General features: G+C 63.4%; 8 protein-coding genes and 1 pseudogene (1 of these 9 cut by a window edge). 3 read left to right on the top strand and 6 right to left on the bottom strand.

Annotated features, from left to right (window positions below; translation table 11 throughout):
- A protein-coding gene (locus ABGM93_RS16325; RefSeq protein ID WP_321501274.1) for a M23 family metallopeptidase crosses the window boundary here: on the top strand, positions 1–760 show its 3' end. The gene continues 1,187 nt to the left of window position 1, outside the view; 760 of the gene's 1,947 nt are visible here — the last part of the coding sequence; its start codon lies beyond the left edge, outside the window; the stop codon is at positions 758–760.
- Between the two features lie 137 nt (positions 761–897).
- Here ABGM93_RS16325 and clpB read toward each other — a convergent pair whose 3' ends face one another.
- The 6 genes and pseudogenes from clpB to ABGM93_RS16295 all read right to left on the bottom strand — a co-directional run bounded on the left by clpB (position 898) and on the right by ABGM93_RS16295 (position 10,599).
- Positions 898–3,510: an ATP-dependent chaperone ClpB gene (gene clpB / locus ABGM93_RS16320; protein WP_321501272.1), complete on the bottom strand. Its 2,613-nt coding sequence runs from the start codon at positions 3,508–3,510 to the stop codon at positions 898–900.
- 315 nt (positions 3,511–3,825) lie between these two features.
- On the bottom strand, positions 3,826–4,551 hold the full coding sequence (locus ABGM93_RS16315; protein ID WP_321501270.1) for a DUF4167 domain-containing protein: 726 nt from the start codon (positions 4,549–4,551) through the stop codon (positions 3,826–3,828).
- Positions 4,552–4,945: 394 nt separating this feature from the next.
- Positions 4,946–5,806 (bottom strand): peptide chain release factor N(5)-glutamine methyltransferase, encoded by an 861-nt coding sequence (gene prmC / locus ABGM93_RS16310; protein ID WP_321501268.1) that lies wholly within the window; start codon positions 5,804–5,806, stop codon positions 4,946–4,948.
- Positions 5,803–6,882: a peptide chain release factor 1 gene (prfA, locus tag ABGM93_RS16305; RefSeq protein ID WP_321501266.1), complete on the bottom strand. Its 1,080-nt coding sequence runs from the start codon at positions 6,880–6,882 to the stop codon at positions 5,803–5,805. Before prfA ends, prmC begins: the two co-directional genes overlap by 4 nt.
- A gap of 87 nt (positions 6,883–6,969) precedes the next feature.
- On the bottom strand, positions 6,970–9,240 hold the full coding sequence (gene ptsP / locus ABGM93_RS16300) for a phosphoenolpyruvate--protein phosphotransferase (protein ID WP_321501264.1): 2,271 nt from the start codon (positions 9,238–9,240) through the stop codon (positions 6,970–6,972).
- 109 nt (positions 9,241–9,349) lie between these two features.
- Positions 9,350–10,599, bottom strand: a pseudogene (locus ABGM93_RS16295) (aspartate kinase).
- 254 nt (positions 10,600–10,853) lie between these two features.
- Between ABGM93_RS16295 and ubiG the strand changes: the two are divergent.
- On the top strand, positions 10,854–11,594 hold the full coding sequence (gene ubiG, locus ABGM93_RS16290; RefSeq protein ID WP_321501261.1) for a bifunctional 2-polyprenyl-6-hydroxyphenol methylase/3-demethylubiquinol 3-O-methyltransferase UbiG: 741 nt from the start codon (positions 10,854–10,856) through the stop codon (positions 11,592–11,594).
- 40 nt (positions 11,595–11,634) lie between these two features.
- Positions 11,635–12,324 (top strand): alpha/beta fold hydrolase, encoded by a 690-nt coding sequence (locus ABGM93_RS16285; RefSeq protein ID WP_321501259.1) that lies wholly within the window; start codon positions 11,635–11,637, stop codon positions 12,322–12,324.
- Positions 12,325–12,346 lie beyond the last annotated feature (22 nt).

Here is a 12,346-nt window from a genome sequence, read left to right as displayed (position 1 = left end):
TCTCCCCGAGCCGCTGATTGAGGATCTGGTCCACATCTTCTCCTATGACGTGGACTACAACGCCCGGGTCAAGGCGGGCGACCAGCTTGAGGTCTTCTATTCCCTCGATTCTCCGGAAAACGGTCAGCCGCCGGAAGTGCTCTTCACCGCGCTGACGACCGGTTCCGAGCGCCACCGTTTCTATCGCTTCCGCACGCCCGACGATGGCGCGGTGGACTTTTATGACGAGAATGGCCGCAGCGCGAAGAAGTTCCTGATGCGCAAGCCGGTGGTCGGCGGACGTCTCAGCTCCCCCTATGGCAAGCGCAAGCATCCGATTCTCGGCTATGTCCGCTTCCATACCGGCGTCGACTGGGCCCTGCCCTATGGAACGCCAATCTACGCCACCGGCGATGGTGTCGTCGAAAAGGCCGGTTGGGCATCCGGCTATGGCCGTTTCACCCTGATCCGCCACGCCAACGGCTACGAAACCGGTTACGGTCACCAGCAGGCCATCGCCAAGGGCATTGAGCCCGGCGTTCACGTCAAGCAGGGCCAGATCATCGGCTATGTCGGCTCCACCGGGCGTTCGACCGGCCCGCACGTGCACTATGAAGTCCGCATCAACGACAAGTTCGTGGATCCGAACCGTGTGCGCCTGCCGCGCGGCCGCGTGCTGGAGGGCGACATGCTTGCCAGTTTCGAACGCGAACGCGAACGCATCGATGCCCTGCTGGAACGCGGCGGTGGCGGGCAGAACAACCGCGTCGCGTCACGCTGACATTGAGATCCCGGACGCTGAGAACCTGAGCGCCGGCACGTCCCGCTCGCATCACGCATAGAAAAAGGCGGCCCAGAGGGCCGCCTTTTTCGTGTCGTCTTGTGCGCGTTGCAAGATGAGCCGGATCGATCCGGCTATCAGGCCACCGCGTCCTTGCGATCTTCCGCGCGTGAGAAGAGCAGCCGGTCTGTCCCCGCCGTCACCTCCACCAGATCGCCGTCCCGGATATCGCCCGCGAGAATGCGCTCTGCCAGCGGATCCTGCACCTGCTTCTGGATCACCCGCTTCAGCGGCCTTGCGCCATAGACCGGGTCATACCCCTTTTCCGCGAGCCAGGTGCGGGCGGAGGCGTCGAGGTCGATCTGGATCTTGCGATCTTCCAGGAGCTTTTCCAGATAGCCGAGCTGGATGTCGACAATGGCCGACATCTGCGCCCGCTGCAGCCGATGGAAGAGAATGATCTCGTCCAGACGGTTGAGAAATTCGGGGCGGAAATGACCGCGCACGACCCCCATGACCTGCTCGCGCACCGCCGACGAATCCTGCCCCTCGGCCTGATTTGCCAGAAACTCCGAACCGAGGTTCGAGGTCATGATGATCAGCGTGTTGCGGAAGTCCACGGTGCGGCCCTGACCATCGGTCAGGCGACCATCATCGAGCACCTGCAGCAGCACGTTGAAGACATCCGGATGCGCCTTCTCGATCTCGTCGAACAGCACGACCTGATATGGCCGACGGCGCACCGCTTCGGTCAGCGAGCCGCCCTCCTCGTAGCCGACATAGCCCGGAGGCGCGCCGATCAGCCGGGCCACGGAGTGTTTCTCCATGAATTCCGACATGTCGATGCGCACCATCGCGGCCTCGTCATCGAAGAGGAAGTCGGCCAGCGCCTTGGTCAGCTCCGTCTTGCCGACGCCCGTGGGGCCGAGGAACATGAACGAGCCCATGGGCCTGTTGGGATCCTGCAATCCGGCGCGTGCGCGGCGAACAGCAGTCGACACGGCATGAACCGCCTCCTGCTGACCGACGACACGGCGGGCAAGCTCGTCTTCCATGCGCAGAAGCTTGTCCTTCTCGCCCTCCAGCATCTTGTCGACTGGAATGCCTGTCCAGCGCGAAACGACCTGCGCGATGTTGTCGGCAGTGACCGCCTCCTGAACCATCGCCTCATTGGGCTGTTCCGCGCCCTCGGTGGCTTCCACTTCCGCGATCTGCTTTTCCAGCCGCGGAATGATGCCATAGGCAAGCTCGCCAGCCTTCGCCAGGTCGCCCACACGCTGCGCCTTTTCCAGGTCGCTGCGCGCCTGATCGAGCTGCTCCTTAACCTTCTGCGCGGAGGAGAGCTTCTCCTTCTCACCCTGCCAGCGGGCGGTGAAGGCCGCCGATTCTTCTTCCAGATCGGCAAGCTCCGCTTCCAGCTTCTCCAGACGGTCCCGAGAGCCCTGATCAGTTTCCTTTTTCAAGGCTTCCCGCTCGATCTTGAGCTGAATGATCCGGCGGTCCAGTTCATCCAGTTCTTCCGGCTTGCTGTCGACCTGCATCCGCACACGCGAGCCCGCCTCATCGACCAGGTCGATCGCCTTGTCAGGCAGGAAGCGGTCGGTGATGTAGCGGTTGGAAAGCGTGGCCGCCGCCACCAGCGCGGAATCGGCGATCCGCACACCGTGATGCAGTTCGTACTTTTCCTTCAACCCGCGCAGGATGGAGATCGTGTCGGCGACCGTCGGCTCCGACACGAAAACCGGCTGGAACCGGCGAGCCAGTGCGGCGTCCTTTTCCACGTGCTTGCGATACTCGTCGAGCGTTGTCGCGCCCACGCAGTGCAATTCTCCCCGCGCCAGCGCAGGCTTCAGCAGGTTGGACGCATCCATCGCCCCATCGGCCTTGCCCGCGCCCACAAGCGTGTGCATCTCGTCGATGAACAGGATCACCTGCCCCTCGTCCGCCTGCACTTCCTGCAGGATCCCCTTCAGACGCTCCTCGAACTCGCCGCGATACTTCGCGCCTGCGATGAGCGCGCCCATGTCGAGCGCCAGCAGCTTCTTGTCGGCAAGCGATTCCGGCACATCACCATTGATGATGCGCAGCGCCAGCCCTTCCGCGATCGCGGTCTTGCCGACGCCTGGTTCGCCGATGAGCACGGGGTTGTTCTTGGTGCGCCGCGCCAGCACCTGCATGGTGCGGCGGATCTCATCATCACGGCCAATGACCGGATCGAGCTTGCCGTCGCGCGCATCCTGGGTGAGATCGCGGGTATATTTCTTCAACGCGTCATAGCGGTTTTCTGCCGACTCCGTGTCGGCGGTGCGGCCCTTGCGCAATTCGTTGATCGCCTGATTGAGTCCAGCGGGCGTGACGCCGGCATTGGCCAGGATCCGGGACGTCTCTGCGCTTTTTTCCATGGCGAGCGCCATGAGCAGACGTTCCACGGTGACAAAGCTGTCGCCAGCCTTTTCGGCCAGCTGCTCAGCCTGCTCGAACACTTTCGCCAGCGGCTGCGCCATGTAGAGCTGGCTGTTGCCGCCGCTCACCTTCGGCATCTTGTCGAGCGCAAGCTCAACCGCCGTCAGAGCGTCCTTCGCCCGCCCACCGGCGCGCGTGATAAGCCCCGATGCCATGCCTTCGCGGTCATCGAGCAGGACCTTCAGAATGTGTTCGGGGGTGAATTGCTGATGCCCCTGACCGAGAGCAGACGTTTGCGCGCTCTGAAGGAAGCCGCGCACACGCTCGGTATAGCGTTCCATATTCATGTTCAAATCTCCTCACCGCAGCATCACCCGAAGCATGACCTGCGAACTGGGACAAGGCGAGGCCAGATGGCCCTCGCGCGGCGCGTCAGGAGTGATGGCAGGTCAAGCTTGCGCGAACATGCGCGGACCCTCACGTCGTGCCGCAGGCTGGATATAGTGTTGCAAATTGACAACAAAAAGGGGGCGCAGACAAAAGAAGGGACTGAAAATGAAAAAGCCCGCGAAACAATCGCGGGCTTTCTCGAATTCGCAGCAAACGCAATACGCTCCGGCCCTTGCTGAAACGCTGAAGGCCCGAACGATCCGTCCTGAAAATCAGGCGTCACTTGCCTCGGTGGCCGGAGCAGAATCGCCTGCCCCATCTTCCTGCTCGGCCGCATTGGCGGCAGCACGGCGCACATTGCGACCGCGGGCCCCGCGGGCACGACGACGCGGACGCGGTGAGTCTTCACCACCATCGGCCTCTTCGCCGTCCGACGAAACGCCTTCCGCGCTCTCGTCCGTGGTCTCCGCCACCGCCTTCTTGGTGGTAGCGCGTGCAGGCCTGCGGCGCGGCTTCGGCTTTTCGGCGTCGTTGCCATTGGCGCTGCCTTCAGCCTCCGCCGACGGCTCACCCGCAGTCACCTCGCCCCCATTCTTGGCGTCGATTCCCGGCATGCGGTCGACGAAGGGTTGCGGCGCATCCTGCGGCATCACCCGCGTCTTGGCGACCACCGGCATTTCCGGCATCTGCTCGTCGCCATCCTCGTCGTCATCGACGTCCTGGTTGGCACGCGACGGGGTCGCCTGACCATTGGCCGGTGTCTGGGCCGCCGCCACGATGCGCGAATAGTGCTCGGCATGCTGGAGGTAGTTTTCCGCCATGATCCGGTCGCCTGAGACCATCGCATCGCGCGCCAGCTGCTGATACTTCTCCGCGATATGCATAGCGGTTCCGCGGATCTTCACATCCGGGCCGTTCGATTCAAACGACCGGGTCAGCGGATTGGGACCCTTGCGGCCCCGCCCGCGCAAACGCTTATTCTGATTGTTTTGTCTCATACTGCCGTTATCTCTTCAGAGCGGCTTGCCGGACATTTGCCACGGCTTTTCGACCGAACCCAATGGGGTGAACCCGGACAGCGGAGCGTTATCTCCGTTGCCGCTAACCAGCGCGCGCGAGGGCCCGATCAATTCGGACCATCCCGTGCTGTTGGTCGTTGACATTCCGCTGTCTCGGACAAGCGATCTTTTCATCGCCACATACCGATCAGGAACAGAACCTATTGTCCTGCATCCAGTGCGCCCCGGTCTTCAGCTATTTCCCAGCCCGGCTGGCAATGCTGCCAAGCGGATCGACCGGCGTCTTGGCGCCTCGGCGTGCCGCACCGTAGCCCCTTCGCGAAATAAATCCAAGCGCAATTTTCAAAGCGGAGAAAAGCGGCGTTTTCCGCCCCTAACGGCGCGCAACGACGACGCGATCGCACCCGGCAAGGTCCTGGCGAATCATGACATTGCCGAAACCCGCAAGTCGGCACAAATCGCTCACCTCGCGCCCCTGATCGAACCCGATTTCAAGGATCAGCGCCGCTCCCTCGCCGCTCAGGGCCTCAAAGGCCTGCTGCACCACACTGCGATAGGGCGCGAGCCCGTCCTCGCCGCCGTCCAGCGCGAGCATCGGATCATGGGCACGCACGCCCTCATCAAGCTCATCGATCACGGCGCTGCGAATATAGGGCGGATTGGAAACGATCAGATCCCATGGGCCGGACAGCGCATCCATCCACGACATGCAGACGAAAGCGGCCCGTCCATCCACCCCGTTCGCGATCGCATTGCGCCGCGCGGTTTCAAGCGCACCGGGCTGGATATCGCTCGCCAACCCCCAGGCATGGGGCAATTCGTGAAGCAGGGAAATCAGGATCGCGCCGGTGCCGGTGCCCAGATCCAGAATGCGCAGTGGAGCCGATGCCAGAGCCCGCGCAGCCACCAGATCAAGGGCGGCTTCAACGAGTGTCTCGGTGTCTGGGCGCGGCTCAAGTGTTTCGGAAGAAAGTGAAAACTCAAGTCCCCAGAATTCGCGACGCCCCAGGATGCGCCCAACGGGACGATGGGAAAGCCGCGCCTCCAGATGGGCGTTGAGGCGGCTAACCTCTTCCGCATTCAGGCGCCGATCTTCTTCCAGGACGATCCGGTTCGCATCGATGCCGACGACATCTGCGGCAAGCAGCCGAGCGTCCAGGTCCGGCGTTTCGAAGCCGGCCTCGCGCAAGGCGTTGCGCATGCGCCTGTAGGCAGCGCCAAGCGTCTCGCTCACCGGGGCTCGCCACTGTCGGCCGCAAGCAGCGCCGCCTGATGTTCGGTAATCAACGGCTCGATCACATCGTCCAGCGCCTCGCCGGAAATCACCTGATCGAGCTTGTAGAGGGTCAGCCCGATACGGTGATCGGTGACGCGGCCTTGCGGGAAATTGTAGGTACGGATGCGCTCGGAGCGATCGCCGGACCCCACCTGCCCGCGCCGCGCCTCGGACCGTTCGCTGTCGAGCTTCTCGCGTTCCATGTCCAGAAGGCGCGCCCGCAGAACCGTCATGGCCTTGGCGCGGTTCTGATGCTGGGACTTTTCCGCCGAGGTGACGACGATGCCGGTGGGAAGATGGGTGATGCGCACGGCGGAATCGGTCGTGTTCACATGCTGACCGCCCGCTCCCGAGGCGCGCATCGTGTCGATGCGGATATCCTCAGGCCGGATCTCGATATCAACCTCCTGCGCCTCCGGCAGAACGGCAACCGTGGCGGCGGAGGTGTGGATGCGCCCGCCCGATTCCGTGACAGGCACCCGCTGCACCCGGTGCACACCGGATTCGAACTTGAGGCGCGCAAATACACCGTTGCCGTCGACAGAGGCGATGATTTCCTTGTAGCCGCCGACTTCCCCCTCGCTGACCGAGAGAACATCCACCTTCCAGCCGCGCGTCTCGGCATAGCGCTGATACATGCGAAAGAGATCGCCGGCGAAAAGCGCAGCTTCGTCACCGCCGGTGCCCGCGCGCACTTCCAGAACGGCGCTGCCCGCATCGGCCGCATCCTTGGGCAGGAGCGCCAGACGCACGTCATGGGCAAGGCTTTCCACCTTTTCCTGAAGCTCCTCGCGCTCCATTTCCGCCAGCTCGCGCATTTCCTTGTCGGAAGAGGGATCGGCCAGAAGCTCCTGCGCCCCTTCCAGATCGGCCTGCGCCTGACGCAACTGGCGCACCATCTTCACCACCGGTTCAAGGTCGGCATAGTCGCGCGACAGACGCACATAGGTCGCCGGGTCCGGGTTGGAGGACATCCGGGCTTCCAGTTCTGCGAAGCGGTCAAGCAGACCGTCCAGTCTTTCCTGCGCCAGCATTGCGCATCAACTCCAAGGATTTTCAAAAAGCGGCGACGACATGTCAGCCAGTGCAAAGGTCGCGAAACGCCAGGACAGACAGACTGGCTACAAGGGCACGCCATTATCGCGGGCGAAGTCGCGCAGCAGCGCGCGCACCGAGCAGCTCGACTTGCCGGCTTCAAGCACCGGAAGCAGCGTCTTCCCCAGCGCATCGACATCGAGATCGATCAACATCGATTTGACCGGACCGACCGCTGAGGGCGACATGGATATGGAAGTGAACCCCAGCGCCAGCAAGGCCATGGCCTCCAGCGGACGCCCGGCAAGCTCCCCGCACAGCCCCACCGGGATATTGGCCGCCCTGGCGCGATCCGCGATCAGCTTGAGCGCCCGCAGGAACGCGACATTGAGCGTGTCGAAGCGATCGGCGACACGCGTATTGCCCCGATCCACCGCGGTGAAGAACTGGAACAGATCGTTGGAGCCGACAGAGGCGAAATCGACCACCGAGAACAATTCGTCGAGCTGGAACAGCAGCGACGGCACCTCGATCATCACGCCCAGCTTGATGGAGGCGGGCACCCGGCGCTCATGGCGGCGCAGATGCGTGATCTCGCGCTCCACCATGTCCTTGGCCTCATGGAATTCCGAAACATCGGAAACCATCGGGAACATCAGCCGAAGCTCGCGTCCACCGGCGGCGCTGAGCAGCGCGCGGATCTGGGTCCGCAACAGGCCGGGCCTGTCGAGCCCCAGACGGATCGCGCGCCAGCCCATGGCCGGGTTTTCTTCCTGGATGGACCGCAGATAGGGAAGGACCTTGTCGCCACCAATATCCAGCGAGCGGAAGATGACCGGCCGTTCGCCCGCCGCATCCAGCACCGTGGAATAGAAGCGCATCTGCTCCTTCATCCGCGGGAAGGTCGAGGCGATCATGAATTGCAGTTCGGTGCGGAAGAGCCCGATGCCGACCGCACCCGATTCGTCCAGATGCGGAAGGTCTACCAGAAGGCCGGCATTGAGTTGCAGCGTGATATCGCGCCCATCCCGCGTGATCGCCGGCTTGTTGCGCAGACGACGGAACTGAGCCTGACGGCGGGCGCGGAAGCGCACCTTTTCCGCATAGGCCTTCTCAACGTCCGACGGCGGGCGCAGATGAACATGACCGGTCTCGCCATCGACGATGAGCGAGTCGCCCGCTTCCACCAGCGAAACGATGTCGGACACGAGCCCGACGGTTGCGATACCGAGCGCGCGCGCGACGATGGAGACGTGGCTCGTCGGCCCGCCCTCTTCCAGCACCAGCCCGCGAATGCGATCGCGATCGTAATCGAGAAGCTCGGCCGCCCCCATGTTGCGGGCGACGATGATCGCGTCCTCGGGAAGCTCCTGCTCCGTCGGACCGTGCGGACGCCCCATCAGCTCGCGCAAGAGCCGGTTGGCCAGATCGTCGAAATCGTGCAGCCGCTCGCGCAGATAGGGGTCCGTCTGGCGCAGCATGCGGGCGCGGTTGTCGCTCTGGACCTTCTCGACGGAAGCCTCCGCCGTCAGGCCGTTGCGGATCGCCTCTTCGATCCTGCGGATCCAGCCGCGATCATAGGCGAACATCCGATAGGCTTCGAGAACCTCGCGATATTCGCCGGTCTGCGCCGAACCATCGCCATGGGCCAGCATGTGGTCGAGCGACAGACGCATGTCCTCGACCGCCTTGGTCAGGCGCTCAAGCTCTTCATTGACGTTTTCCGCGATGAGGTTCGTCACTACGACGCGCGGCTCATGCAGGATTACATGGCCGAGCCCGACGCCATCGCACAGGGCAACACCTTCCAGATGGAGCGGCCGCGTCAGATCCAGCCGCGCGCCCACATTGGAAATCGCCTCAAGCTCACCGGCGGCCAGCATCTCCGCGATCACCATCGCGGTTGTCTGAAGCGCCTCGACCTCGTCTTCGGAATAGGTGCGGTGCGCCTTGTTCTGCACGACAAGCACGCCCAGCGTGCGCCCGGCGCGCAGGATCGGAACACCGAGGAAGGAATGGAAGACCTCTTCCCCCGTCTCCGGCCGATAGGCGAAGGAGGGGTGGGCCTGGGCATTGGGAAGATTGAGCGGGCGCGCCTCGGCGGCGATCAGGCCGACAAGGCCCTCATTGACCGCAAGGCTGGTCTGGTGAACGGCGTCCGGATTAAGGCCTTCGGTCGCATAAAGCTCCAGCAGACCATCGGCCCGCAGGATATAAACCGAGCACACCTCGGCAACGACATTGGAGGCAATGTGCCTGACGATCTGGTCAAGCCGTTCCTGGGCGCCGCTGGGGACCGCCATAACCTCGCGGAGACGGCGCAGCAAGACGCGCGGACCGGCCGAACTGTCCCTCATCCTCCGCCTTCTCCCCTGTTTCGGTTCGGCAACCCGAAGCCTGCCGGATCAAGAGTATACCGACAGGATTCGATTCGGCATCAAGCCTGATGGCTTGTGCGATGCCCGACTAGCCGTCGAGCCCGTATAGCGAATGCAAAGTGCGAACCGCAAGCTCGGTGTAGGCAGAATCGATCAGCACGGAAATCTTGATCTCTGAGGTCGTGATGGCCCGGATGTTGATCCCTTTTCCGCAAGGCTGCGGAAACACTGCGACGCGACACCCGCATGGCTGCGCATGCCCATGCCGATCACCGACACTTTCACGACATCGGTCGCGCCTTCGAGCAGTCCGAACTGCAGGTCTGCGCGCTGGTCTTCGAGCACCTTCATGGCGCGGTCGTAATCGGCCCGCGGCACCGTGAAGGTGATATCCGTCGTGGAGCCATCGGGCGAGATGTTCTGGACGATCATGTCCACATTGATATTGCTGTCGGACAGCGGGCCGAAGACAGATGCTGCGACGCCCGGCTTGTCCGGCACGTTGCGAATGGAAATCTGCGCTTCGTCCTTGGAAAAGGCGATGCCTGTGACGACTTGCTGTTCCACGATCTCGTCCTCGTCGCAAATGAGAGTGCCCGGCGGCAGATTGTCGACGCCGATCTGCGGCGCGTCCGGGTCATCGAAAGAAGAGCGCACGAATGTGCGCACGCCATGCACCATGGCCATTTCAACCGAGCGTACCTGCAGCACCTTCGCACCCAGCGACGCCATCTCCAGCATTTCCTCAAACGAAATGCGGTCGAGGCGACGGGCGCGCGGCACGATGCGCGGGTCGGTCGTGTAGACGCCATCGACGTCGGTATAGATATCGCAGCGATCCGCCTTGATCGCAGCCGCCACCGCCACCGCGCTCGTGTCGGAGCCGCCGCGACCCAGCGTGGAAATCCGGTTGTCCGGCGACAGCCCCTGGAAACCGGCCACCACCGCGACCTGCCCCATTTCCAGCCGTTCGATCAGCTTGTCGCCGTCGATATCGGTGATGCGGGCGGCGCCATGCGCGGCGTCGGTGTGCATGGCGATCTGCCAGCCGAGCCAAGATCGCGCATCCACGCCCATCGCCTGAAGCACAATCGCCAGCAGCCCGGCAGAGACCTGCTCGCCGGACGAAACGATGGCGTCGTATTCACGCGCGTCGTGCAAGGTGGAGGCTTCGCGGCACAAGGCGACCAGTTCGTTCGTCTTGCCCGCCATAGCGGAGACCACGACGGCCACCTGATTGCCCGCTTCGACTTCGCGTTTCACGTGGCGCGCCACGTTGCGGATGCGTTCGAGATTGGCGACTGAGGTGCCGCCGAATTTCATAACCAGTCGGGCCATCGGGATCGAATTCTGGAACAATAGGTCATGCCGCCAGCTTGCGCGAAAGATCCGTTCAAGATGACGGCGTTGGTCGGCGCGTATCCATACATAGAAGCCGGGGGACCTGCAACCGGACAAACGGGAGCTGCAACCTTTCCCCCATGGATACCCTCGGCAAGCCCCCCGCCGTCCCGCGCCGTCTTGACAAGACATCGCCGAAAGCCGACGAACATGGACCCAACGCCGCAGGCTGGACGAGGAGAGGTTCGCCAATGACGACGAAGACCACCGTGGACGATGCCGAAGTCGCCCGCTTTTCGGCCATGGCCGACGACTGGTGGGACCCGACGGGGAAGTTCCGCCCCCTCCACAAGTTCAGCCCCGTGCGCCTTGGTTACATCAAGGAGCACGTGAGCGCGCATTATGGCCGCAAGCCCACGGACACACAGGCATTCAAGGGCCTGAGATGCCTGGACATCGGCTGCGGTGGCGGCCTGCTTTCCGAACCGATGAGCAGGCTTGGCGCGGCCATGGTCGGCGTTGACCCCTCGCCCGTGAACATCGAGGTGGCGCGCCTTCACGCGGAACGCACCGGCCTGGACATCGACTACCGCGCCGCGACCGCGGAAGAACTGGCGGCGGACGGAGAGCTGTTCGACGTCATCTTCAACATGGAGGTGGTGGAGCACGTCGCCGACGTTCCGGCCTATCTGGAGGCCTGCGCAAAGATGGTGAAGCCGGGTGGATTGATGTTCCTCGCGACCATCAACCGCACCCTGAAAGCCTATGCACTGGCGATCGTGACGGCCGAGCGGGTACTGCGCTGGCTCCCGCCGGGAACCCACAACTATGAAAAGCTGGTCCGCCCGCCCGAGATCGAGGGTCCGCTGACCAAGGCCGGCATGACCCTCATCGACAAGTGCGGCGTCACCTACAATCCGCTGTTCGACCGCTGGGGCCGCTCACGGGATATGGACGTCAACTACATGATGCTGTTCACCCGCCCCAAATAAGGGGCTTGTGCCAGATCATCGCCGCGCTTGGGAGGAGCCCATGGAGCCGATCGTTTTCATTCCGGGCCTTCTGTGCACGGAAATCCTCTTCGCACCGCAGCTCGGTGCCTTTTCCGATCATCCGGTGATGGTCGCCGATCACCGCAGCCATGAGTCCATCGCCGCGATCGCGCAAGCGATCCTCGCGGCAGCCCCCGAACGCTTTTCCGTCGTGGGGCTGTCAATGGGCGGCTACATCGCGCTGGAACTGGTCCGACAGGCACCGGGCCGCATTTCCCGGCTTGCCCTTCTGAACACGCTCGCACGTCCCGACACCCCCGAACAGACGGAGCACCGCGAACGGCTGATCGCGCTTGCCAATGACGGGAAGTTCGACCGCGTCGCGCCTGCGCTCTTTCCCAAATTCGTCGCGCCTGCGCGGACCGGGGACGAGACGCTCCGCGAGACGGTGGAGGAAATGGCGCACGAGACCGGCCCGCAGGCCTTTATCCGCCAGCAGCGCGCCATCATCGCGCGCATCGACCAGCGCCCGAACCTCGCCGCGATCACCTGCCCGACGCTGGTGTTGGCGGGCGAGCAGGATCAGCTGATGCCGGTGGAGGTCGTGCGCGAGATCCATGAAGGCATCCCGGCCAGCCGCTTCGAATGCCTGCCCGGTTGCGGTCATCTCTCCACACTGGAACAGCCCACAGACGTGATCCGCATCCTCAAGGACTGGATCACCTGCTGACGCCTGCCCCGCCTCACGGCCT

Source organism: Breoghania sp. (genome assembly GCF_963674635.1).
Lineage (GTDB): Bacteria > Pseudomonadota > Alphaproteobacteria > Rhizobiales > Stappiaceae > Breoghania.
Note: the sequence above shows the minus strand (reverse complement) of the source record. Positions and strands in the feature narration are given on the sequence as shown.

Excerpts from the sequence above, each read along its gene's own strand:
- clpB (WP_321501272.1), bottom strand. The coding sequence starts at position 3,510 with ATGAATATGGAACGCTATACCGAGCGTGTGCGCGGCTTCCTTCAGAGC.
- ABGM93_RS16315 (WP_321501270.1), bottom strand. The coding sequence starts at position 4,551 with ATGAGACAAAACAATCAGAATAAGCGTTTGCGCGGGCGGGGCCGCAAG.
- prfA (WP_321501266.1), bottom strand. The coding sequence starts at position 6,882 with ATGCTGGCGCAGGAAAGACTGGACGGTCTGCTTGACCGCTTCGCAGAA.
- ptsP (WP_321501264.1), bottom strand. The coding sequence starts at position 9,240 with ATGAGGGACAGTTCGGCCGGTCCGCGCGTCTTGCTGCGCCGTCTCCGC.
- ubiG (WP_321501261.1), top strand. The coding sequence starts at position 10,854 with ATGACGACGAAGACCACCGTGGACGATGCCGAAGTCGCCCGCTTTTCG.
- ABGM93_RS16285 (WP_321501259.1), top strand. The coding sequence starts at position 11,635 with ATGGAGCCGATCGTTTTCATTCCGGGCCTTCTGTGCACGGAAATCCTC.